The organism is Streptomyces sp. 11-1-2 (assembly GCF_003595545.1).
Taxonomy (GTDB): Bacteria; Actinomycetota; Actinomycetes; order Streptomycetales; family Streptomycetaceae; genus Streptomyces; species Streptomyces hygroscopicus_B.
Map to the genome: position 1 here is coordinate 7,533,077 of NZ_CP022545.1, position 23,755 is coordinate 7,556,831.

Consider the following 23,755-nt stretch of genomic DNA (forward strand, 5'->3'; position numbering starts at 1 on the left):
CGGATGTGGTGACGGTGACGGCTGCGGCCGTCAGTAGTCGGGTGATGTAGGCGGGCGGCCCTCACCCCCGTTGAGGGCCGCTCTCACCGAGAGAGCGAGCACATGCACCATCACGGCTACTCCTGGCTGGGGTCCGCTCACGAATTACTCAGGGATGGCCCGCGGCGTCCCCTGCATCCGGAGTTCAGATCCAGCAAGGTCGTTCCCTTGGAATGTGCCCACTGGCTGCTCAAGCCGGCCACCTTCATCCAAGGGACGTGGAGTGATCCGCGGCAGGCAGCCGAATGGTTCGGTCGGCAAGTGCGGCTTTCCGCTGCGGCGTTCGCCTCGGAGTGTGACCGGGACGCCACCCGGCTCGGCGACGTGATCGGTCGCCTGGTCGAACGGGTGGCGAGTGGTGAGGACGTGGTCGGCGGCTGGTACCTCACCGGACAGAGATTCCTGTCCGTGTGCCTGATCGCCTGCAGTCCGCACCGTCTGCGCCCGGAGATTGCCTGTCCTGCCGGTGCCACCACCTGAGCCCAGGTCATCGTCCGAGTTGTCCGGTTGGGTGCTGTCCTTCGCCCAATGCGGCTTATATGCTCACGGTTTGGCTGTCCGCCCGTTTCAGGAGGTGCCGTGCGAGAGCAGAAGATGTACTGCTACACGTGTGGAGCTGACGAGCCGCACCGTCGTCTCACTGCCGAGGAGAAAGCCTGGCTGAAGAACCGGACCGGCCGAAAGACGGTCGAGGAGTTCTTCATGTGCAAGGCGCCGGACTGTCGCAATTTGCGGACCGGATTCCAAAAGCGCCCCTTCGACCCCGTCATCCGCCTGCCCTTGCCTGACTGACCCTTCATGAGGCGGCCGGCACCGCCGGTCGGCCGTTCCGGCCGTGGTTGACCTTGTCGTAGCGGCAGGGTTTCTACTGGCGTCATGCGTATCGGAGAGGGCGGCGAGGCCGTCATGGGCCTGCGGGCCGCGCGGGTGGCGGTGGGGGCGGTGCTGCCCGCCGAGGCGGCCGTCGCGGTGTGTGTGGTGGCAGGCGTACGGATACCCGGAGCGATTCTCGTAGGGGCCGAGGCGCTGGTGGTGACCGTGCTCGCGCTGGAGGCCGTCGTTCTGTGGCGGCTGTATGCGCTCCGGCGACGGGCCGGGGCCGGGCGGCGGGACGCCGTGCGAGGCGCGCTGCGCACTGCGGTCCCGGTGGTCGCGCGCAGGCTCATCGCGCATGAGATCCGGGCCCTGTACAGCCTCGGGCTGTGGGTGCTGCGCCGCCGCCACCAGGTCCCCGAGGGCGCGCTGGCCGCCGCGTACACCGGGCCCCAGACGGCCATGATGTACGGGCTGCTCTTCGTCTCCGTCGTCGAAACGGTCGGGCTGGCGCTGGTGATCCCCTGGCCGGTCGTGCACGCGATCCTGCTCGTCGTCGATGTGTACGGGGTGGTGCTGATCCTCGCCCTGCACGCGTCGTGCGTGGTCCGGCCGCATGTCGTGGGGCCGGACGGCTCGCTGCGCGTACGGTACGGCGCGCTGTTCGACCTGCGGGTTCCGGCCGCCATCATCGCCGCCGCCCGGGTCGACCGGCGCTACCCCGACGGGCGGCTGGTGCGGGTGAGCGCGGACGGGGTGCTCGACCTCGCGGTGGGCAGCCAGACCACGGTGACGGTGGAGCTGACGGAACCGGTGGAGTTCGTGCGACCGCTCGGTGGGCCGGGCTTCGCCCGTACGCTGCGGTTTCACGCGGACGACCCGCGTGAAACGGTCGCCGCCCTCACCCGGGTTGGAGCCTCCGCCCAGGGCCACGACGGCGGTCGTTGAACGCGGGACGAACATTGCATGAGAGATGGGCCACATCGGCCCCGTAAGCGTTCTTGGCGCGTACATTCGCCCCCCTGAAGCCATGGCATGCACGGGGGGACATCGTGAAGTGGCTGGAACAGTTGACGGCGCCCGAGAATCTGCTGGCGCTGCTCGGCGTGATCGTCACGCTCGGGGGGCTCTCGTACGAGCGGCTGATTCCCGGGCGGAAGCGTATCGGCTATCGCGTGCAGATGGACACGTTGATAGACGACAGCACTCAGGACGGGCCGGTTCATCAGCGGCTGCGGATGCTGGAGAACACCCCGGATCTGGCCGGGGCCTCACTCGTCCTGCTGCGGATCGAGAACGACGGATTCCGCAGCCTTGACGCCGACGACTACATCACCGCACCGGCGACGAACCACCGCGGGCTCACCGCGACCTTTCCCAATCGGATCGTGCGGGACGTGGCCGTCACCGAGCCCAGCCATCCGGATCTGCTGCGCCACCTTCCGCAGTACGGGACCCCTGAGAACCCCGGGCTGGTCTGTGCGGGCAATGAGATCTCCCTGCCGCGAGTGCCGCTGAACAAGGGGGATCACTTCAAGCTGCTGGTGCTGCTGACAGGCGCGGGGACCGACAAGCCGCCGCATGTGGGCGGGCGGATCAAGGAAGGCAGGATCCGCAACAACGAGAAGTTCCGGCGGCCCAGCAACCGGGTGCTCGGACTGATCGGCAGTCTGCTGGCGCTGCTGATTCTCCAGCCGTTCGGGACGCAGTTGTTGCGGGACGATCCGCTGCCGCGCGGATGTGCCGAGGGGAATCTGACGATCGTCGGCTCGACCGCGTTCAAGCCGGTCACCCAGGATGTGGGCGCGGCGTATCAGAGTGACTGCCGTGGTGCCGAGGTCACCGTGGAGGCGCAGGGCAGCGGGCGCGGCACGAAGACGCTGATCGATGCCGGGGAGGCGGCGAAGGGCGGCTTCCCGGCGTATCTGGCCTTCTCCGATGGCCCGGACGGAGACGGGAACCCCCAGCTCAAGGAGCATCTGGTGGCGCTGTCCGTCTTCAGCGTGGTGGTGAACAAGGACATCCGGGTATCGGATCTCTCCCTCGAGGATCTCCGCGGGCTCTACTCCGGCCGGATCACCAACTGGAATCAGCTGCCCGACGGCCCCGACCTGCCGGTGCGGCTGGTGAGCCGGGACGCGAAATCCGGAACGCGCGGGGTGTTCGAGAACCGGGTGCTGGGCGGCAACGAGATCTCCCGGACGTCCGACAACTGCCGGACGCCGAAATTCACCAGGGACCATGTCATCCGCTGTGAACTCGACAGCACGGGTGAGGTGTTGAAGACGGTGGCGAGCACACCCGGCGCGATCGGATACGCCGAGCTGCATTCCGCCGAGGAGAGCGCCCGCAAGGGGGCACTCCATCTGGTGGCCCTGGAGGGACGCGAGCCCTCCGTCGACGCGGTGCGGGAGCGGACGTACTCCTTCTGGGAGCCGGAGTACGCCTACACCTACACCGCGCCGCCTCCGAACTCCCTGACCTCGAAGTTCCTCGACTATCTGGCGGGCGACACCGGGCGGAACCTCGTCGAGAAGCACGGCCATCTGCCCTGCTCGGCGGCGGAGAACCAGCGGGCCTGTCAGCTGGCGGTCGGCGGGCGGTAGGGGGCGGCACCGGCGGGTCGGGTGGCACCGGTCGGCCGGGCGGGCACGGAGCCGCCCGCCCGGCCGACCGGAGAGGCTTACTTCACGTTGACGCCGCCCCAGGCGTTGTCGACCGCCTTGTACTCGGCGCTGCTCGCGCCGTACAGGGCCTTCGCGGCCTTGAGGGTCGCGGTACGGGCCTTGGCGTAGTTGGTGGTCGAGGTCATGTACGAGGACAGGGCCTTGTACCAGATCTTCTCGGCCTTGGCCCGGCCGATGCCCTTGACGGTGCGGCCGTCCTTGGTCGGGCTGTTGTAGGTCACCCCGCCGATGACCTTACGGCCGCTGCCCTCGGCCAGCAGGTAGAAGAAGTGGTTGGCGATACCGGAGGTGAAGTGCGGGTCGTCGTTGCCCACACCGCTCTTCCAGTAGTCGTAGGACAGACCGTCCTTGCTGGGCTTGTCCATGTAGCGCAGCGGCGTGCCGTCGCCGTTGATGTCGATCTTCTCGCCGATGAGGTAGTCACCGGGGTCCTTGGCGTTCTTGGCGTAGAACTCCACGGCGGTGCCGAAGATGTCGGAGGTGGCCTCGTTGAGCCCGCCGGACTCGCCGCTGTACTCCAGGTTGGCGGTGGCCGAGGTGAGCCCGTGGCTCATCTCGTGGCCCGCGACGTCGAGCGCGGTGAGGGGCTTCTTGTTGCCCGCGCCGTCGCCGTAGGTCATGCAGAAGCAGTCGTCGTCCCAGAAGGCGTTCTCGTACGCGTCGCCGTAGTGGACGCGGGAGTACGCGGCCTTGCCGTTGCCCTTGATGCCGTTACGGCCGAGGACCTTCTTGTAGTAGTCCCAGGTCATGGCGGCGCCGTAGTGGACATCCACGGCGGCGGTCTGCGCGATGGTGGGCTTGCCGTTGCCCCAGACGTTGTCGGCGTCGTAGAACGCCGACCCCTTCTTGGTGTCTTCCCACGCGTGCTTGAGGTTGTACGTCATATGGCCGCCGCGCGCGGTGTCCTTCAGCAGCCACTGGCTGCCGCTCCGGACGCTGCCGACGGTGACCTTGCCGTTGTGCTGACCGGTGCCGGTGCCGTTCTCGACGGCCTGGAACTCGTACAGCTTCTTGCCGGTGTCGGCGTCGGTGATGACGTGCAGCTTGCTGGGCGTACCGTCTTTCTGGACCCCGCTGACGACCGTCTCGTAGGCGAGCGTGGGCTTGCCGGTGGCGGCCCAGATCACCTTGCGCGGGGCGGCCTTGGCGCCGGTCTCCTTGTCGCCCGCGGCCTGCGCGGCGCTCAGGGCGGACCGCTCGGCGCCGGAGGGGGCGAGGGCGGCGCTGGTGTCGGCGACCTTGATGTCGGCGTCGGTCGCCTTGTCGACACCCTGGGAGGCGCCGCTCGCGGACTCATGGGCAATCAGATCGCCGCCGAGGACGGGAAGTCCGGCGTAGGTGCGCTCGTAGCGGGTGTGGGTGGTGCCGTCGGCGTCCTTGATGACGTCCTTGACGACCAGCTTCTCCTTGGCCCCGAGCCCCAGCGACTTCGCGGTGGAGACCGCGGTCGACCCCGCCTCGCGCAGCAGCTCGGCGCGGACGGAGGGGGAGAGCGAGACGGTGGAGGCGTCGGCCCGGGAGGCCGAAGAAGCCGAGGGGGTGGCCGCGTTCGCGGACCCGGCGGTGGCGCCGGCGGCGAGCAGGGAGGCGGCCAGGGTCGCCGCTCCGGCGGCGAGGGCGGTACGCGAACGTCTGAGACGTGATATGCCGGATATCGCTGACGTCGAACGTGAATCCACGCGTATCTCCAGTTGTGATGGGGAGTTGGGCGAAGGTTCCGCCCAACGCGACAAAGATGCCGCTTTGCCGTGGATAAAACATACCGGTGCCCGGGGCCTCGGGCCCCGGGCACCGGCAGAGTGTCGTGCGGTAACTGAGCTGGTTTTACTTGACGTTGACCCCGGCCCAGGCGGCGTCCACGCCCTTGTACTCGGCGCTGTCGGCGCCGAAGAGGTCCGTGGCGGCCTTCAGCGTGGCCTCACGGGCGGCGTGGTAGTCGGTGTTGGAGGTCATGTACGTGGTCAGGGCCTTGTACCAGACCTTCTCGGCCTTGTCCCGCCCGATGCCCTCGACCTTGGAGCCGTCGGAGGTGGGGCTGTCGTACTTCACACCGTTGATCTCCTTCGCGCCGCTGCCCTCGGACAGCAGGTAGAAGAAGTGGTTGGCGACACCGGAGGAGTAGTGCACATCCGTGTCGCCCACGCCGTCGGACCACGCGTCCGCGGACTGCCCGTCCTTGCTGGGCTTGTCCATGTAGCGCAGCGGGGTGCCGTCGCCGTTGATGTCGATGGCCTCGCCGATGAGGTAGTCACCGACGTCGGTGGTGTTCTTGACGTTGAACTCCACCGAGGTGCCGAAGATGTCGGAGGTGGCCTCGTTGAGGCCGCCCGACTCGCCGCTGTACTCCAGGCCCGCGGTCTTGGAGGTGACGCCGTGGCTCATCTCGTGACCCGCCACGTCGAGCGCGGTCAGCGGGGCCTTGTTGCCCTGGCCGTCGCCGTAGGTCATGCAGAAGCAGCTGTCGTCCCAGAAGGCGTTGACGTAGCTGTCGCCGTAGTGCACGCGGGAGTAGGCGCCCTTGCCGTCGCCGGCGATGCCGTCGCGGCCGTGCACGTTCTTGTAGTAGTCCCAGGTGGCGGCGGCGCCGTAGTGGGCGTCGACGGCGGCGGTCTGGGGGTCGTCCGGCTTGCCGGTGCCCCAGTTGTCGTCGTCGTCGGTGAACGCCTTGCCCTCGCCCTCCTCACCGTTCTCCAGGTTGGTGGTCTTGTGACCGCCGCGGTCGGCGTCGGTCAGGGTGAAACCGCTGCCTTCCTTGCTGGTGCCGAGCTCGACCGAGCCGCTGTACTCGCTCTCGCCCTTGCCGGTCTCGATGCCCTGGTACTCGTAGAGCTTCTTGCCGGTGGCGGCGTCGGTGATGACGTGGAGCTGGTTCGGGGTGCCGTCCTTCTGCACCCCGCCGACGACGGTCTCGTAGGCGAGCACGGGCTTGCCGGTGGCGGCCCAGATCACCTTGCGCGGAGCCTGGTCGGCCGCCGCCTTGGTGGTGTCGTCGGCCTTGGCCAGCTTGACGGCGGCCTTGGCCGCGGTGGTCGGGGCGACCCCGGCCGTGGTGGAGGCGACCTTGACGGTGGCCTTGGTGGCCTTGGTGACGCTCTTGACGTCACCGCCCTTGGCCTGGTGGACGATCAGGTCGCCGCCCAGGACGGGCAGACCGTCGTAGGTGCGGTCGTAGCGGGTGTGGGTGGTGCCGTCGGCGTCCTTGATGACGTCCTTGACGACCAGCTTCTCCTTGGCGCCGAGGCCGAGCGACGAGGCGGTGTCCGCCTTGGTCGCGTTGGCCTCGCGGAGCAGCTCGGCGCGGGCCGAGGCGGTGAGCGCCGTGGGCTGGCCGCCGGACTTGGCCGGGGCGGCACCCGCGGTGCCGGTGGTCATTCCCGAGGCGAGCAGGGCCGCCGCGGCGACGACGGTACCGGCCGCGATCACCGAACGCCGCTTGCCGGCACCGGATATGGGCATGCTGAAGGTCTTGCGCACGCGATCTCCTCGTTGCTGTGGGGGGTCAGCGCCGGGCTGCGGGGAAGTGCGGCCCGGTGCTGAACAAGAGGTACTGATGCGTAATGCGTTCGGCAGACTGTCACACAAGTCCCGGACATGTCACGGGTTTCACGACAGGTCGAAGGGAAAATGTTCGTTGAATGCTGATCAACCTTCGGATTCCGGACAGCTCGGTGTAAGCGTCGGCGGCTACCGGAACGCAGGCCAGGACCAGGTCAGGGCATGCGGCCGGGGCCAGGTCAGGGCGTGAAGAGGCGCCGCCAGGGGGAGTCGGGTCGACCCCTGGCGGCGCCTGTCCTGAGTGAGCCTCACGGCTCCGTCAGAAGGTCAGCTTCCAGCTGTTGATGTAGCCGGTGTCCTGCGCGTACATGTCCTGGACCCGCAGCTTCCAGGTGCCGACCGCGGTCTCGGAGGACGCGTTCACGGTGTACGTGGTCCGCACGTCGTCCGCCGAGTCGAAGAGGCTGGCGCTCTTGAGCGGGTAGGCCGTACCGTCCGGGGCGATCAGGTCGATCACCAGGTCGCCGCGGTAGCTGTGCACGATGTCCACGCCCACCTGGAGGTTGGCCGGCGCGTTCCCGGCCCGGCTCACCGCGATCGGCGAGGTGATCGGCTCACCCGCGTCCGGGATGGCGATGTCCGCGGTGTTCTCGAAGACATTGCCGCCACTGGTGTTCACGGCCCAGGTGAAGGACGCCGTGCCGGTCTTGCCGGCCGAGTCGGTCACCGTGACCGTCACCTGGCTCGACCCGATGGTGGTCGGGGTCCCGGAGATCAGGCCGGTCGAGGAGTCGATCGACAGGCCGGCGGGCAGCCCGTCGGCCGCGTAGCCGAGCGCGCCCGGGTTGGAGCTGGTCGCGGCGATCTGCAGGCTGGTGGCCTGGTTGACGATGCTGGTCTGGGCGCCGGGCGGGGTGACGGTGACCCCGTCGGCGATCCGGGTGCCGACGTTGACCCCGGCCCAGGCACTGGCCACCGCGTTGTACTGCGCGCTGCCCTGGCCGAAGAGCTCGCCCGCCGCCCACAGCGTGGCGTCACGGGCGCCCGCGTAGTTGGTGTTGGAGGTCATCCGCTGGCTCAGCGCCTTGAACCAGATCTTCTCCGCGTTGTCCCGTCCGATGCCGGTGACCGGGAGGTTGTCGTAGGTCGGGCTGTCGTAGCTGACGCCGTTGATGACCTTGGCGCCGCTGCCCTCGGAGAGCAGGTAGAAGAAGTGGTTGGCGATGCCGGACGAGTAGTGGACGTCCACATTGCCGACACCGGAGTACCAGCTGTCCTTGGAGGCCCCGTCCTTGCTGGGCTTGTCCATGTAGCGCAGCGGGGTGCCGTCGCCGTTGATGTCGATCTTCTCGCCGACGAGGTAGTCCCCGGGGTCGCTCGCGTTGTTCGCGTAGAACTCGACGGCGGCGGCGAAGATGTCGGAGGTGCCTTCGTTGAGCCCGCCGGACTCACCGCTGTAGGTGAGGTTGGCGGTGGCCGCGGTGACCCCGTGGCTCATCTCGTGCGCGGCGACATCGATGGAGGTCAGCGGCTTGGCATTGCCCGAGCCGTCGCCGTACGTCATGCAGAAGCAGGCGTCCTGCCAGAAGGCGTTGACATAGCCGCTGCTGTAGTGGACCCGGGAGTACGCCCCGACGCCGTCGCCCCTGATGCCGGTGCGGCCGTGGACGTTCTTGTAGTAGTCCCAGGTCTCGGCGGCGCCGTAGTGCGCGTCGACACCGGCGGTCGCGGCGTCGGAGGTGTTGCCGCTGCCCCAGACGTCGTCGGCGTCGGTGAAGAGCGTGCCGGTGCCCGAGGTGCCGCGGTTGAGGTTGTACGTCTTGTGGTTGCCGCGGCCCGAGTCGGTGAGGTTGTACGAGCCCGCGCTGCCCGAGGTGCCGAGGGTCACCTGACCGCTGTACTGGCTGTTCCCGGTGCCCTTCTTGACACCCTGGAACTCGAACAGCTTCGCGCCGGTGGCCGCGTCGGTGATGACGTGCAGCTCGTTCGGGGTGCCGTCCTCCTGGAGGCCGCCGACGACCGTCTCATAGGCGAGGGCCGGGGTGCCCTTCGCGGCCCAGATCACCCTGCGGGGCGCCCGCTCGGCCTCGGTCTTCCGTGAACCCTGCGCGTTCGCCGCCCTCACGGCCGCCTTCTCGGCGGTGGCGGGCGCGACGGCGGCGGTGGTGGTCGGCACGGTCAGCCGGGCCTTGGTCGCCTTGGCGACGGTCAGCTGCGCACCGCTCTTCGCCCGGTCGACGACCAGATCGCCGCCGAGGACGGGAAGTCCGGCGTAGGTGCGCTCATAACGGGTGTGGGTGGTGCCGTCGGCGTCCTTGATGACGTCCTTGACGACCAGCTTCTCCTTGGCGCCGAGCTTGAGGCCCTTGGCGGCCTCGCCCTTGGCGGCGTCGGCCTTCCGGATCAGCTCGGCGCGCTGGGCGGGGGACAGCTTGGCGGGGAGGGCACCGGGGTCGGGGGCGCCGGATATCGTGCGGGCGGCGGGGCGGTCCGCGGCGCCGTCCTGGCGGGCGGCGGCGGTGCCGCTCTGGAAGCCGACGCCGATCATCGCCGCCGCGACGACCAGCGCGCCGGTCGCGACGGCTCGATGGCCTGGGGTGCGACCGGATCTGCGGGCGTTGGGTCTGAGGTGCCGTTGGGGGAGGGATCTCACGCTGACTCCTTCTGCGCTGGCCGCACGGTGGCACGGCCGGGACGACCGGGCGGCTGGGTCGCCGTCCGGGCAGGGCAGGGCAGAGCGGGTGCAGGTGTGGGGTTGGCCTTTGGCGCCACAGGCTGTGGGGATGCGGCGCCCCCGGCCGAGGGAAGAGTGGCACCACTGGACTCGACCTGTCAGGATCGCGACAAGAACTTGTCCGGAAAGCGTCCGTTGACAGCTATGCCGTGTTCGCATGACGGTGATTTACGGTCAAATTCGGCAATGCCCGATGTCGGTGGCGTTCCGTAGCATCACCCCCATGTCCGACCCCGTGAATCCGATAGACGAGCCTCCGTATTCGCTGACCGAGCCTCACCACATGCTCGGCGCCTATCTCGACTACTTCCGCTCCGTCGTGCCCAACAAGCTCGACGGCCTCTCGGAGCACGAGCTGCGCACCAGCCGACTGCCGTCCGGCTGGACCCCGTTGGAGCTGCTCCACCATCTGACCCATGTCGAACGGCGCTGGCTGCGCTGGGGATTCCTGGGTGAGGAGGTGGCCGAGCCCTGGGGCGACCGCGGCCCCGACGACCGATGGCGGGTCCCCGAGGGCATGTCGTCCGCCGAGGTGCGGGCACGGTACGAGGAGCAGTGCGCCTGGTCGCGGGCGACCGTCGCGGGCGTACCGCTGGAGCGGCGGGCGGCCATCGGCGGGCGGTTCCCCACCGAGGCCGAGGCCCCGACGCTCGGCTGGATCCTCTTCCACCTGCTCCAGGAGTACGCCCGCCACGCCGGACAGCTCGATGTCGTACGGGAGTTGGCCGACGGCTCGGTCGGTGAGTGAGACGCCCGGCCCCGCGGTCAGGACGAGTGCGCGGCGGAGTCGAAGCGCGGCTCCTCCCGCAGCAGCGCGCTCAGATCGGCGCCGGGCCGCAGCTCCGCCGGGTCCTCGCCCCTGCGGAAGAGGATCGCCCCGGCGTCGATGCCGCCCAGCGTCAGCCGGTCCGCGTTCCGGCGCAGCCAGGTGCCCTCGCGCAGCCCGACCACGGGGACGTCGTTCTCCTCCAGGAACTGCTCGAGCCGCAGGGCCCGGCTCTCGCCCATATGGGCGGTGTCCGGCTCGGCGTCGAGGTAGTGCGGGTTGATCTGGAACGGCAGCAGCCCCAGCGCCTCGAAGGTGGGCGGCTGGACGATGGGCATGTCGTTGGAGGTGCGCAGGGTCGGGCAGGCCATGTTGGTGCCCGCGCTGGAGCCCATGTAGACCGCGCCCGCGGCCACCCGTTCCCGTATCGCCCGGATCAGATCGCGCTCGTGCAACGCCTTGAGCAGCCGGAAGCTGTTGCCACCGCCGACGAACACCGCCTGCGCCCCGCGTACCAGCTCGGCCGGGTCGTCGGCGGTGTGCGCGCCGGTGACCTCCACGCCCAGCGGCTCCAGGGCCGTGGCCACCTTGGCGGTGTAGCCGTCGTGGTCGGCGAGCGCGTACGGCACGAAGACGAGCCGGCGCGCGCCGTCCAGCACCGAGGCGATCTCCTCGAGTGCGTGGTCCAGATAGCCGCGGCCGGGCGCGGCGGAGTTCGACAGCAGCAGCAACTGCATGAGGGGGGCCTTTCTGGCGGAACGGTGGAACGGCGGAACGGAGGGCTGGGGCAGCGAATGAGAAGTGGGGGGATTTGGGGGGAATTGTCGAGAGCGGTGGTAGGCCGCGCCACTCAGCGGCGCGGGGCGCGCCGCGGCCGGGTCGGCGTCAGCAGCCTGCCCAGATCGGCGGCGCCCTGCAGCAGCGGCGCGATCAGCTGCTCCCGGCGGGGGCGCAGCACCTCGGGGGTGGCGGCCAGAGTCAGGGTGCCCACCGGACGTCTGCCCACCAGAACCGGCGCCGCGAGCGCCGCGCTGTCCGGATCGTACTCGCCCTCGGAGTAGGCGTAGCCGTCGCGCCGCACCTCGGAGAAGCGCTCCTCGAGCCGCACCGGATCGGTCGGCGTGTGCTCGCTGAAGCGCGCCATCGGGCGGCCGTACAGCAGCACGGCCCGGTCACCGGGCGGGAGCATACCGAAGTAGGCGCGGGAGGTGGCGCCGGCGTGCGCCGGGTACAGCTCGCCCGCCAGCACGTAGTAGCGCAGCGGACCGGTGGCCCCGTCCACCGCCGCGACGCAGCGCATGTGCACCCCGTCCGGGACCGCGAACAGCGTGTTCACCCCGACCGTCCCGGCCAGCGTCTCCAGGATCGGCCGGGCCAGGCTGGCCATGCCGCCGCCCCGCTCCCACACCCAGGACAGATGCCACACCGCTGGGCCCAGCCGATAGCGGCGTGAGCGCTTGTCGGACACCAGGAAGCCCCGGTAGGCCAGCGCGGCCAGCAGCCGCTGGGCCACCGACTTGTCCAGCCCGAACTCCTCGGCGATCTCGGTGACGCCCCACTCGGGGCGCTCGCGGTCGAAGGCGAGCAGCACGTTCAGCACGCGGTCCGCGGTCTGGAGGGGCGGGGTGCCGGTTACGGGCTTCTGTTCAGGCATGACGAAAGAGTAAACATTCTCGGATATCGAGAAAACATTGCGCACAGCGCGACGTCGGCGGACCCTGGCGGAGCCGACGGCCGGGCGGATCCCCGGCCAGGCCGACGCCCGGTGGCAGTGCCCGCCCCGCGCGCCGCTTCCCCCGCTCCTCCGGTCGGGCCATCGACGTCACCGATCGCCTCACCGACGCCATCGCCGACGGCCTTACCGATCGCATCTGCCGATCACATCGCCGACGGCGTCCCTGACCGCATTACCGACCACATCACCAACCGCATCACCCCGCCGTGAGAGGCCAGCCGTGCTCAAACACGTCCTTGACATCATCGAACTCCTCGACCGTCCGCAGACCAGCGGCGCCCTCCTCGCCGACCATCTGCGCGCGGTCCAGGCCGCGGCCGGAGCCGACCCGCAGACGGCGCCCGAGGTCGAGGTGCGCACCGTCGAGGGCGACAAGGGCAGCACGGACTTCGTCTCCGTCACCGTCCCCGGCCGCCGCGGCAAGCTGGGCGGCGGCGACGCCCCGACCCTGGGCATCCTCGGCCGGCTCGGCGGAGTCGGGGCCCGCCCGGAGCGGATCGGGCTGGTCTCGGACGCCGACGGGGCGGTGGCGGCGCTGTCCGCCGCGGCCAAGCTGCTGGACATGCACGCCCGCGGCGACGTCCTGGACGGCGATGTCACGCTCTCCACCCACGTCTCCGGCTGGGCCCCCACCCAGCCGCACGACCCCGTGCCCTTCATGGACTCCCCGGTGGACACCCTGGTGTGCAATCGCGAGGAGATCTCGCCCGCGATGGACGCGGTCGTCTCCATCGACACCACCAAGGGCAACCGGCTGCTCAACCACCGCGGCGTCGCCCTGTCGCCGACCGTCTGCCAGGGCTGGATCCTGCGGGTCAGCGAGGACCTGGTGGCCGTCCTGGAGAGCGTGACCGGCGAGTCGGCGCGCATCCTGCCGATCACCACGCAGGACATCACCCCGTACGGCAACGGAGTGCACCACCTCAACTCCATCCTCCAGCCCGCCGTCGCCACCACCGCCCCCGTCGTCGGCCTCGCGATCACGGCGAGCTCCGCGGTGGCCGGATGCGCCACCGGCGCCAGCCACGAGACCGACATCGCGGTCGCGGCCCGATTCGCGGTCGAGACCGCGAAGGAGTTCGGACGCGGCGTCGCCCGCTTCCTGGACCCCGAGGAGTTCGCGCGCCTGGTCGAGCTGTACGGACCCATGACCCACCTCCAGGCCCTCACCCCGGCGGGGTGACCGACCCGTCCCCAGCGGACGGGTGACCGACCCGTCCCTACCGGACCCCGCAGGAGTCCCCATGAACCCGAACCCCCAGGCCGGCGCCGACGCCTCGGTCGCGGACGCCCCACCGCGGTCGCACCCCAGAGCCTTCGAGCCGGTCACCCTCGTCCTCACCATCGTGCTGTCGGTCCTCGGCGCCCTGATCGGCATCGTGCTGATCACCTCGCTCGGGGTGTCGCCCAACACGGCCGTGATCGGCGCCCTGGTGGCGATGCTCATCGGCCGGATCCCGGTCGGCGTGCTGACCCGGATGCGCTCCAAGCACCGGCAGAACCTGGTGCAGTCGGCGATCTCCGGTTCCACCTTCGCCGCGGCCAACTCGCTGCTCACCCCGATCGCGGTGCCGTTCGCCCTGGGGCGTAACGACCTGGTGTGGCCCATGCTCGGCGGGGCCGTCATCGGCCTGGCCGTCGACAGCTGGGTGCTGTACCGGGTGTTCGACTCCAAGCTGCTGCCCGCCACCGGCTCCTGGCCGGCCGGGATCGCGGCGGCCGAGACGATCAAGGCCGGGGACACCGGCGGGCGCAAGGCCGCGATCCTGGGCGCGGGCGCGGTGATCGGCTTCGTCGGCGCGCTGTTCAAGCTGCCGACCAGCGCCGCGGGTGTGGGGTTCCTGGGCAACATCTGGGCGCTCGCCATGTTCGGCGTCGGGCTGACCGTGGGGCAGTACGCCCCCGAGTTCGGGTTCGACCTGGGCGCGCGTCATGTGCCGCACGGGCTGATGATCGGCGCGGGGCTCGTCGCCCTGACCCAGGCGCTGCTGCTGATGCGGACGCGGAAGGGCGGGGCGAAGGGGGCCGCCGACGGTCCGGCCGCCGAGGGTCCGGCGGCCCACGGTCCGGATGTCGACGGCGGTCTTACGGTCCAGGCCCCCCAGCTGCGCAGGGGACTGCTGGAGGGCATGGGCCTCTTCGTCTGCGGCGCGATCGTGGTCGCCATCGCGGGCGGTGTGGTCGGCAAGCTCTCCCTGCCCGCCCTGGTCGGCTGGGTGCTGCTGGCCGGTGTCGCCGCCATCGTCCACCAGCTGATCGTGGGGCTGGCGGCGATGCACTCCGGCTGGTTCCCGGCCTTCGCCGTCACCCTGATCTTCCTGATCATCGGTCTGGTGCTGCACATCCCGACCGTGCCGCTCGCCCTGCTGGTCGGCTACACGGCCTCCACCGGCCCCGCCTTCGCCGACCTCGGCTACGACTTCAAGGCGGGCTGGCTGCTGCGCCGGGACGCCGCGCCCTGGCGGCCTTTCGAGATCGAGGGGCGGCGCCAGCAGTACCTCGCACAGCTCGTCGGCTTCGGTGTCGCGCTGGTCGTCGTCGCCGTCGCCTGGAAGACCTTCTTCTCCGAGGGCAAGGTGCCGCCGGTCGCCGAGGTCTACGTCACCACCATCAAGACCGGCCTCGAACCGGGCACCATGACCACCATGCTGCTGTGGGCGATCCCCGGCGCGCTCGTCCAGCTCCTCGGCGGACCCTCCCGGCAGATGGGCGTCCTGCTGGCCACCGGACTTCTGGTGGCCACGCCCCAGGCCGGATGGATGGTCCTCGGCGCCCTGGTCGTCCGCCAGCTCTACACCCTGTGGCGGCGGCGCGGGATCACCGACGCGGAGGCGCGCAAGGAGTCCGACGAGCAGGCCGAGAACGACCTGTCGCTGGTCGGCGCGGGGCTCGTCGCCGGAAGCTCCCTCAACGACGTAGGCCAGCTCACCAAGGCCCTGTGAGGAAGGTTCTGTGAGGGAAGGCCCCGTGAGAAAGGACGCGCACGCTGTGGACGACATGGACACCACGGAGACCGTGGACCCCGAACACCCGGCGGGCACCCCGGCCCTCGGCCTCGTCACCATCGGCCAGGCCCCGCGCGCCGACCTCCGCCCGGACGCCGAACCGCTGCTGCCCGGGGTGCGCCTGGTCGAGCACGGCGCGCTCGACGCCGAACGGTTCGACGGCGCCGCCGAGGCCGCGACCCGTCGGCTGCTGGCCCCCGAGGACGGCGAGGCACCACTGGTCTCCCGGCTGCGCGACGGCCGTTCGGTACTCCTCGGGCACGGGGCGATCGTCCCGCGCATCACGGACGCGGTCGCCCGCGCGGAGCGCGACGGCGCCGCCGCGACCCTGCTGCTGTGCACCGGCCGCTTCCCGGCGGTGCGGGCCCGGCGGCCCCTGCTGTTCGCCGAACCGCTGGTGCAGCAGGCCGTCGCCGCGACCGTGGGCACCGACCCCGTGGGCATCGTCTGCCCGCACCCCGACCAGGCCGAGGACGTCTCCCGGCGCTGGGCGGAGCTGCTGCCCGGCCGCGTCCAGGCCGCGACCGCCGATCCGTACGGTCCCGCCGAGCGCGTCCTGGACGACATCGCCGCCGCCGCGCGCACCCTCGCGGACCGTGGCAGCTCCTGGCTCGTCCTGGACTGCATCGGCTACACGGAGCAGATGCGCACCGCCGCCCTGCGGGCCACGGGCCGCCCCGTGCTGCTGGCCCGCGCCATCGCCGTCAGGATGGCGGCAGAGGTGGTGGCGGCCTCGGCGTGACGCCCGCGCGGCGCCGCCGGGCACCCTGCCGTCCTGCGGCGCGCCCTGCCGTCCCGCGGCGCCTCCGCGCGTCTGTCCGCATCCTGCCGACCCCGTAATGCCTCCGGGCACCTGGCCACATGCTGTCGCCCCCGTGACGCCCAGGCGCACCCACCCGCCCCGTAAGGCTTCCGCGTGCCCGCCCGCCCCGTGACGCCTTCGCGCATCTGCCCGCCTCCTGCCGACCCCGTATCGCCTCCGCCCACTCGCTCGCCCCCGTGAGGCCCAGGCGCACCTACCCGCCCGGTAAGGCTTCCGCGTGCCCGCCCGCCCCGTGACGCCTTCGCGCATCTGCCCGCCTCCTGCCGACCCCGTATCGCCTCCGCCCACTCGCTCGCCCCCGTGAGGCCTAGGCGCACCTACCGGCCCGGTAAGGCTTCCGCGTACCCGCCCGCCCCGTATCGCCTCCGCGCATCTGCCCGCACCCTGCCGCTCCGTAACGTCACCGCACACCCCACCCGCACCCTCCGCCCGCCCTGTAGCGCCCGACCCACCGGAGGTCCACCGTGTCCGTGTCCTCGTCCGTGTCCGTACCCGTGTCCTCGTCCGACGCCCCCGCCCGGCCCATCGGCGTGATCCGCGTCCTCACCAGCGAGGACCCCGTCGCCGTCGCCACCCACGGCAAGGCCATCGAGGGGCGCTACGGCCTGCCGACCGACTCGCGGTGCATCCCCAGCCAGCCGCACGGCATCCATGACGACGACTCCGAGGCCCGCGCCGAACCCAAGATCGTGGACCTAGCCAGGGAGCTGGCCGATGCCGGAGCGCGGACGCTGATCATCAGCTGTGCCGCCGATCCGGCGCTCCAGAAGACCCGCCAGGCCGTCGGCATCCCGGTCATCGGCGCGGGCTCGGCGGCTGCCGCCGTCGCGCTGGGCCTCGGCAGCCGGATCGGCGTGCTGGGCATCCGGGACGAGGCACCGCCCGCCGTGCGCGCCGTGCTCGGCGACCACTTCGCCGCCTCTGCCCGCCCCGACGGCGTCCACCGCACCACCGACCTGCTCGCCCCGGAGGGGCCCGCGGCGGTGCTGGAGGCCGCGGCCGGGCTCGTCGCGTCGGGCGCGGACACTCTGCTCCTGGCCTGCACCGGCCTCAACACCATTGGAATCCGCCCCCTGCTGGAGGAGCGGCTGGGCGTCCCGGTCGTGGACCCGGTGCTCGCCGCCGGACTGCTGGCCTCCTACGCGTACGGCGAGTGAGCAGCCGTAAGGAGCCGCGTGGCGATGGCGACCGAGCGGCCCGTAAGGCATCCGTGCGCCAGCTGGTCGGCCGTAAGGGCTCCGCGCGGTCGCTGATCGGGCCGTAAGGGATCCGCGTGGCGACGGAGCGGCCGTAAGGCATCCGTGCGCCAACTGAGCAGTCGTAAGGGATCCGGCGCGGTCGCCGATCGGGCCGGTTACGGCTCCGCGCGACGACCGAGCGGCCGTAAGGCACCGCCCGGCGGCCGAGCGCCCGTAAGGGACCCCTCGCCGGGCCGGACTTCGCCGGGCCGACCCGGCGCCTCACACCAGGCTGTCCCGCCACGCCTGATGCAGCGCCGCGAAGCGGCCCTCGCCCGCGATCAGTCGGTCCGGCGGGCCGTCCTCGACGATCCGGCCGTCGGCCATGACCAGCACCCGGTCGGCCGTCTCCACGGTCGACAGCCGGTGGGCGATGACGACTGCCGTACGGCCGCGCAGCACCGTGTCCATGGCGCGCTGCACCGCCCGCTCGCCCGGGATGTCGAGGGAGGAGGTGGCCTCGTCGAGGATGAGGACCGACGGGTTGGCGAGCAACGCGCGGGCGAACGCGACCAGTTGGCGCTGACCGGCGGAGATCCGGCCGCCGCGCTTGCGCACATCCGTGTCGTAGCCGTCGGGCAGGGCGGCGACGAAGTCGTGTGCGCCGATCGCCTTGGCCGCCTGCTCGATCTCGGCGCGGGTGGCGTCGGGGCGGCCGATGGCGATGTTCTCGGCGATCGTGCCGGAGAACAGGAACGCCTCCTGCGTCACCATGACCACACCACGCCGCAGTTCGGGCATGGCCAGATCGCGTAGATCCACCCCGTCGAGCAGCACCCGGCCGTCGCTGGGGTCGTAGAAGCGGGCCAGCAGCTTGGCGAGGGTGGACTTGCCCGCGCCGGTCGCCCCGACCACCGCGAGCGTCTGCCCGGCGGGCAGCGTGAGGTCGAAGCGGGGCAGCACCTCGCCGCCGGTGCGATAGGCGAAGCGCACCCCGTCGAAGACCACCTCTCGGCCGGGGGCCTTCGTCGGGCGCGGGGGCAGCGGCCTGGGGTCGGCGGGCTCGGGGACGGAGGGGCGCTGGGCCAGCAGGCCCGCGATCTTCTCCAGTGAGGCGGCCGCCGACTGGTAGGAGTTGAGGAACATCCCCAGGCGGTCGATCGGGTCGTACAGCCTGCGCAGATACAGCGCGGCCGCGGCGAGCACCCCGAGCGCGAGCGAACCGGAGGCCACCCGGTAGGCGCCCCAGAGCACGATGGCGGCCACCACCGCGTTGGCGACCAGCCGGGAGCTGACCACATAGCGGGCCATCTCCAGGATCGCGTCCCCGTTGGCGCGCTCATGGCGGTGGTTCAGCTCGCCGAAGCGCGCGTCGTTGGCGCGCTCGCGGCGGAACGCCTGCACGGGACGGATGCCGTTCATGGTCTCGGTGAACGTCACGATCACCGCCGCGATGGCCGTCGACCGCTTGCGGTACACCCGCATGGAGCGCCGCTGGAAGGAGCGGATCAGCAGATACAGCGGCCAGAAGGAGAGCACGGCCGCCCCGCCCAGCCCCCAGTCGAGATACAGCAGCGTGATGGAGATGTAGACCACCGACAGCGCGACCCCGAGCAGCTCCTCCAGGCCCTCGCTGAGCAGCTCGCGCAGCGACTCGACGTCGGTCGTGGCCCGGGAGATCAGCCGGCCGGAGGTATAGCGCTCGTGGAAGTCCACGCTCAGCGCCTGGGCATGGCGGAAGATCCGGCCGCGCAGATCCAGCAGCACGTCCTGGCTGATCCGGGCGGAGAAGCGGATGAACGCGTACTGCAGCGCCCCGGAGGCGAGCGCACAGCCCAGATAGATCGCGCCGACGGCGATCAGCGGGCCGTGGGCGCCGTCGCGGAGGGCGGGCACGGCTTGGTCGATGGCGTACGCGACGAGCAGCGGACCCGCCTGGACGGCGGCCTGCTGGAGCAGCAGCAGGACGGCCGCCAGCCAGACCCGCCGCCGGCGCGGCGAGAGCAGCGAACGCAGCAGGGCCGGCGACGCGCCCTTGGGCACCGGCAGGACATCGCGGTCGAACGGGCCGGACGACGGCGCCCGGCCCTCGTCCCTGTCCTCGCCCCTGCCCCCGTCGTCCGTGCTCTCCCGCTCCTCCTCGACCGTCGTCATGGGCTGCTCTCCCCCTCCTCGCGTTCCTGCCCGGACATCAGCGACCGGTACTCCGCGCTCTCCCGCAGCAGCCGCTGATGGGTGCCGACGGCGGTGATCCGGCCCTCCGACAGCAGCGCGACCCGGTCGGCGAGCAGCACGGTGGACGGCCGGTGCGCGACGACCAGCGCGGTCGTGGCCGCCAGCACCTGCCGCAGTGCCGCCTCCACCAGCGCTTCGGTGTGCACATCGAGGGCGGACAGCGGATCGTCGAGGACCAGGAACCGGGGGCCGCCCACGACGGCCCGCGCCAGCGCGAGCCGCTGCCGCTGACCGCCGGACAGGCTGAGCCCCTGCTCGCCGACCTCGGTGTCGGTGCCCTCCGGCAGGGCGTGCACGAAATCGGCCTGCGCCACCTTCAGGGCCCGCAGCAGCTCCTCCCGGCCCGCGTCGGTGGCGCCCATGAGGACGTTCTCCCCGGCGGTGGCGGAGAACAGCGTGGGCTCCTCGAACGCGACGGCCACCAGGGCGCGCAGCTCCTCCCGGGGGAGGGCGGTGATGTCCCGGCCGTCGAGGGTGATCCGCCCGCGCGTGATCTCCTGGAGCCGGGGGACGAGAGCGGTAAGGGTGGTCTTTCCGGATCCTGTCGCCCCGACCAGCGCCATGGTCTCGCCGGGCCGGATGTGGAGATCGACCCCGCGCAGCACGGGCGGCTCCTCCGGCGGCGCGTCCGCGTAGGCGAACTCCACCCCCTCGAACCGGAGCCCGCCCCCGCTGTCCTCGCCGCCTTCGCCCTCCTCGCCGTTCTCGCCGCGCCGCAGCGGCCGCGCGGGCCGGGGCCGGTCGGCCGCGGTGGCCGGCTCCGCGTCCATGACGTCGAAATAGCGGTCGGTGGCCGTCGCCGCGTCCTGGCTCATCGCGAGGAGGAAGCCCAGGGACTCCACGGGCCAGCGCAGCGTCAGGGCGGTGGAGAGGAAGGCGACCAGCGTGCCCGCCGACAGATCCCCGTCGGCGACCCGCATCGTGCCGAGCACCAGCGCCGCGCCGATCGCCAGCTCCGGCAGGGTCATGATCAGCGCCCAGAGCGTGGCCAGCAGCCGTGCCTTGTGCAGCTCGGTGGAGCGGACCTGCTGGGACAGGGTGCGGAAGGCGTGGGCCTGGCTGCGGTGGCGGCCGAAGCCCTTGACGATGCGGACGCCCAGCACGCCCTCCTCGACGACCGTCGTCAGATCGCCGGTCTGGTCCTGCACGGCGCGGGCCACCGTCGCATACCGCTTCTCGAACAACGAGCAGAGGATCACCAGCGGCACCGCCGGGACCACCAGGACCAGGCCCAGCGTCCACTCCTGCGACAGCAAAATGGCGAATCCGGCCAGGATGGTGACCCCGTTGACCACCAGGAAGGTGAGCGGGAAGGCCAGGAACATCCGCAGCAGCATCAGATCGGTGGTGGCCCGCGACAGCAGCTGGCCCGACGCCCAGCGGTCGTGGAAGGAGACCGGCAGCCGCTGCAGATGGCGGTAGAGATCGGCGCGCATCGCGGCCTCGACGGAGGCCAGGGGCCGCCCCACCAGCCAGCGCCGCAGCCCGAAGAGCGCGGCCTCGGCCGTGCCGAGGGCGAGCAGCAGCGCACCGCCCAGCCAGACCCCGCCCGGGTCCCGGTGGGCCACCGGCCCGTCCACCATCCACTTGAGGACCAGCGGGATGACCAGCCCCATACAGGAGGCCACGACCGCCACCCCGGCCGCGCCGAACAGCCGCACCCGCACCGGGCGCACATATGGCCACAGCCGCAGGAGCGAACGCGTGGCGGAGCGGTGCCGCGGGGCGGCACCGCCTTCCTGGGCGCGGGGTTCACTCGTCACAGCCATCAGTGGGGAGACTACGGTCCGCCACTGACAGTGCTCACTCGGTTTTTTGGCGTAGGTCCGTGGCGTCGAGGGCGCGCAGCAGCAGGACCGAGCGCGCTGGGAGCTCGATGGGGGCGCCCGCCGCGAGCCGTGTGCCCGGGGGCGCCTCCTGGTCCTCACGGGCCGTGTCCAGGAGGAGCTCGTACCCCCGGGCCCAGGGCGGTCCGGGCAGGGTGAAGGAGAGCGGCAGCGGGCCCGCGTGCAGCAGCGCCAGGAAACTGTCGTCCGTGACCGGGGTACCGTGCGGATCGCGCTGGGGCAGATCGCGGCCCGACAGATAGGCGCCGAGGGCGGTCGTCGGCGCGTACCAGTCGGATTCGGTCATCTCGGTGCCGTGCGGGGTGAACCACGCCAGATCGCGCAGCCCCTCGGGGGGCCGGGCCAGGCCGGAGAAGAAGGCCGGGCGGCGCAGCACCGGATGGGCCCGGCGCAGCCGTATCAGCCGGGCGGTGAGCTCGGTAAGGGCGCGCCAGCCGGGGTCGTCGAGCAGCGACCAGTCGAGCCAGCCGGTCTCGTTGTCCTGGCAGTACGCGTTGTTGTTGCCGCCCTGGGTGCGGCCCAGCTCATCGCCCGCGACCAGCATCGGCACCCCGGTGGACAGCAGCAGGGTGGCCAGCAGATTGCGGAGCTGGCGGCGGCGCAGCGCGCGGATCTCCGGGTCGTCGGTCTCGCCCTCGGCGCCGCAGTTCCAGGCGCGGTTGTCGGGGGTGCCGTCGCGATTGCCCTCCCCGTTGGCCTCGTTGTGCTTGCGCTCGTAGGAGACCAGGTCGCGCAGGGTGAAACCGTCGTGCGCGGTGATGAAGTTGACCGAGGCGTACGGGCGGCGGCCGCTCCACGCGTACAGATCGCTGGAGCCCGAGAGCCGATAGCCCAGATCGCGGACGTCGGGCAGCGCCCCGCGCCAGAAGTCCCGCACCGCGTCGCGGTAGCGGTCGTTCCACTCCGCCCACAGCGGCGGGAAGGCGCCCACCTGATAGCCGCCGGAGCCCACGTCCCACGGCTCCGCGATCAGCTTGACCCGGCGCAGTACGGGATCCTGCGCGATCACGGCCAGGAAGGGCGAGAGCATGTCCACGCCGTGCGCGGCGCGGGCGAGCGCGCTGGCCAGGTCGAAGCGGAAGCCGTCCACCCCCATTTCGGTGACCCAGTAGCGCAGCGAGTCGGTGACCAGCCGCAGCACCTGTGGCTGCAGGACGTGCAGGGTGTTGCCGCAGCCGGTGAAGTCGGCGTAGCGGCGGGGGTCCTGCTGGAGGCGGTAGTAGCCGCGGTTGTCGATACCGCGCAGCGAGAGGGTGGGGCCCAGCTCATTGGCCTCGGCGGTGTGGTTGTAGACGACGTCGAGAATCACCTCGATCCCGGCGGCGTGCAGGGCGCGCACCATCCGCCGGAACTCCCCGACCTGCTGGCCCCGGGTGCCGCCGGCCGCGTATCCGGCGTGCGGCGCGAAGTAGCCGATGGAGTTGTAGCCCCAGTAGTTGCGTAAGCCCCGCCGCAGCAGATGGTCCTCATGGGCGAACTGATGCACCGGCAGCAGCTCGACGGCCGTGACCCCCAGCCGGGTCAGGTGCTCGATCGCCGCCGGATGCGCCAGCCCCGCGTAGGTGCCGCGCAGTTCGGGCGGCACCCCGGGGTGGCGCATGGTGAAGCCGCGCACATGGAGTTCGTAGATCACCGACTCGGCCCAGGGCGTCTTGGGCCGCCGGTCCGCCGTCCACTCGTCGGGCGCGCCGTCCGCCGTGTCGTCGCCGACGACCACGCCCTTGGGGACGTACGGGGCGGAGTCGCGGTCGTCCCGGACGGTGTCCGCCACATGCTGCTGCGGCCAGTCCCGCATATGTCCGTAGACCTCGGCGGGCAGCGCGAAGTCCCCGTCCACGGCGCGGGCATACGGATCCAGCAGCAGCTTCGCCGGATTCCAGCGGGCGCCGGTCCAGGGGTCCCAGCGGCCGTGCACGCGGTAGCCGTACCGCCGGCCGGGCAGCACACCGGGGACGAAGCCGTGCCAGACCTCGTGGGTTAGCTCGGTGAGCGGGCAGCGCAGCTCGTGGCCGTCGTCGTCGAACAGGCACAGGTCGACGGCCTCCGCACCGCCCGCCCACAGCGCGAAGTTGGTCCCCCACACCCCGTCGGGCCCCCGGCAGGGGCGGGCGCCGAGCGGCTCCGCGCTGCCCGGCCGCACGGCGGGGCCCGCCGCCGGGGCGGTGCTCCGGTCGCGCCGCGGGGCGAGCGCTGTGGGGCGATGGCCGACGAGTCGGCCCATCGCCGCCGCCGAGGGGCGTCCGGGGACGCCGTCGCGTGTCTCCTGCCCGGCTGCACTGGACACATCGGCCTCCGCGGCTCGCGGCCAACCGCCTCCGCCCCGACGGAGGGAAGGCGGGCAGCACCTCATGGCGGGCCGGCGGGCCCCGCGGTGTCCCGTACCGCACGGACCCTGGCC

General features: G+C 71.5%; 17 protein-coding genes. 9 read left to right on the forward strand and 8 right to left on the reverse strand.

Annotated features, from left to right (window positions below; genetic code table 11):
• Nucleotides 1-102: 102 nt before the first annotated feature.
• The 4 genes from CGL27_RS32495 (at nucleotide 103) to CGL27_RS32510 (ending at nucleotide 3,458) form a co-directional block, all read left to right on the forward strand.
• Nucleotides 103-519, forward strand: coding sequence for a hypothetical protein (locus CGL27_RS32495; RefSeq protein WP_119991546.1), 417 nt, complete (start codon nucleotides 103-105; stop codon nucleotides 517-519).
• 99 nt (nucleotides 520-618) lie between these two features.
• A complete protein-coding gene (locus CGL27_RS32500; RefSeq protein ID WP_119991547.1) occupies nucleotides 619-831 on the forward strand; it encodes a hypothetical protein in 213 nt (70 codons plus the stop codon).
• An 84-nt stretch (nucleotides 832-915) separates the two neighbouring features.
• On the forward strand, nucleotides 916-1,800 hold the full coding sequence (locus CGL27_RS32505) for a hypothetical protein (RefSeq protein ID WP_240450720.1): 885 nt from the start codon (nucleotides 916-918) through the stop codon (nucleotides 1,798-1,800).
• Between the two features lie 104 nt (nucleotides 1,801-1,904).
• Nucleotides 1,905-3,458 carry a phosphate ABC transporter substrate-binding protein gene (locus tag CGL27_RS32510; protein WP_119991548.1) on the forward strand — a complete coding sequence of 518 codons (1,554 nt, stop codon included), beginning with the start codon at nucleotides 1,905-1,907 and terminating at the stop codon, nucleotides 3,456-3,458.
• A 77-nt stretch (nucleotides 3,459-3,535) separates the two neighbouring features.
• Here CGL27_RS32510 and CGL27_RS32515 read toward each other — a convergent pair whose 3' ends face one another.
• The 3 genes from CGL27_RS32515 to CGL27_RS32525 form a co-directional block, all read right to left on the reverse strand.
• Complete coding sequence (locus tag CGL27_RS32515) at nucleotides 3,536-5,218, reverse strand: M4 family metallopeptidase (RefSeq protein ID WP_119991549.1); 1,683 nt, start codon at nucleotides 5,216-5,218, stop codon at nucleotides 3,536-3,538.
• Between the two features lie 145 nt (nucleotides 5,219-5,363).
• Nucleotides 5,364-6,995, reverse strand: coding sequence for a M4 family metallopeptidase (locus CGL27_RS32520; protein ID WP_119994658.1), 1,632 nt, complete (start codon nucleotides 6,993-6,995; stop codon nucleotides 5,364-5,366).
• Between the two features lie 358 nt (nucleotides 6,996-7,353).
• Nucleotides 7,354-9,582, reverse strand: coding sequence for a M4 family metallopeptidase (locus tag CGL27_RS32525; RefSeq protein ID WP_119991550.1), 2,229 nt, complete (start codon nucleotides 9,580-9,582; stop codon nucleotides 7,354-7,356).
• A gap of 409 nt (nucleotides 9,583-9,991) precedes the next feature.
• Here CGL27_RS32525 and CGL27_RS32530 point away from each other — a divergent pair, with 409 nt between their 5' ends.
• The gene (locus CGL27_RS32530; protein WP_162953113.1) at nucleotides 9,992-10,516 is read left to right on the forward strand and encodes a DinB family protein; all 525 of its coding nucleotides are present in this window, start codon (nucleotides 9,992-9,994) and stop codon (nucleotides 10,514-10,516) included.
• 17 nt (nucleotides 10,517-10,533) lie between these two features.
• Here the strand turns inward: CGL27_RS32530 and pepE are convergent, their stop codons facing one another.
• Both pepE and CGL27_RS32540 read right to left on the reverse strand, forming a co-directional pair.
• The gene (gene pepE / locus CGL27_RS32535) at nucleotides 10,534-11,271 is read right to left on the reverse strand and encodes a dipeptidase PepE (RefSeq protein ID WP_119991552.1); all 738 of its coding nucleotides are present in this window, start codon (nucleotides 11,269-11,271) and stop codon (nucleotides 10,534-10,536) included.
• 113 nt (nucleotides 11,272-11,384) lie between these two features.
• Nucleotides 11,385-12,188, reverse strand: a complete 804-nt coding sequence (locus CGL27_RS32540) for an IclR family transcriptional regulator (RefSeq protein ID WP_119991553.1) — start codon at nucleotides 12,186-12,188, stop codon at nucleotides 11,385-11,387.
• Between the two features lie 301 nt (nucleotides 12,189-12,489).
• Here CGL27_RS32540 and CGL27_RS32545 point away from each other — a divergent pair, with 301 nt between their 5' ends.
• The 4 genes from CGL27_RS32545 (at nucleotide 12,490) to CGL27_RS32560 (ending at nucleotide 17,254) form a co-directional block, all read left to right on the forward strand.
• Nucleotides 12,490-13,452, forward strand: coding sequence for a DUF1177 domain-containing protein (locus tag CGL27_RS32545; protein WP_078643814.1), 963 nt, complete (start codon nucleotides 12,490-12,492; stop codon nucleotides 13,450-13,452).
• Between the two features lie 61 nt (nucleotides 13,453-13,513).
• Nucleotides 13,514-15,211: an OPT family oligopeptide transporter gene (locus tag CGL27_RS32550; RefSeq protein WP_119991554.1), complete on the forward strand. Its 1,698-nt coding sequence runs from the start codon at nucleotides 13,514-13,516 to the stop codon at nucleotides 15,209-15,211.
• A 25-nt stretch (nucleotides 15,212-15,236) separates the two neighbouring features.
• The gene (locus tag CGL27_RS32555) at nucleotides 15,237-16,016 is read left to right on the forward strand and encodes an AroM family protein (RefSeq protein WP_346345751.1); all 780 of its coding nucleotides are present in this window, start codon (nucleotides 15,237-15,239) and stop codon (nucleotides 16,014-16,016) included.
• Nucleotides 16,017-16,561: 545 nt separating this feature from the next.
• On the forward strand, nucleotides 16,562-17,254 hold the full coding sequence (locus CGL27_RS32560) for an aspartate/glutamate racemase family protein (protein ID WP_240450721.1): 693 nt from the start codon (nucleotides 16,562-16,564) through the stop codon (nucleotides 17,252-17,254).
• Nucleotides 17,255-17,557: 303 nt separating this feature from the next.
• On the opposite strand, the gene CGL27_RS32565 is transcribed toward CGL27_RS32560, so the two are convergent.
• From CGL27_RS32565 to glgX, 3 genes are read right to left on the reverse strand one after another with little or no spacing between them, the layout of a single operon-like run.
• Nucleotides 17,558-19,429, reverse strand: a complete 1,872-nt coding sequence (locus CGL27_RS32565) for an ABC transporter ATP-binding protein (protein ID WP_119991555.1) — start codon at nucleotides 19,427-19,429, stop codon at nucleotides 17,558-17,560.
• Nucleotides 19,426-21,279 (reverse strand): ABC transporter ATP-binding protein, encoded by a 1,854-nt coding sequence (locus tag CGL27_RS32570; protein ID WP_119991556.1) that lies wholly within the window; start codon nucleotides 21,277-21,279, stop codon nucleotides 19,426-19,428. The genes CGL27_RS32565 and CGL27_RS32570 overlap by 4 nt, the downstream gene beginning before the upstream one ends.
• Before the next feature lie 34 nt (nucleotides 21,280-21,313).
• Nucleotides 21,314-23,578 (reverse strand): glycogen debranching protein GlgX, encoded by a 2,265-nt coding sequence (glgX, locus tag CGL27_RS32575; protein WP_240451023.1) that lies wholly within the window; start codon nucleotides 23,576-23,578, stop codon nucleotides 21,314-21,316.
• Between the last annotated feature and the right edge of the window lie 177 nt (nucleotides 23,579-23,755).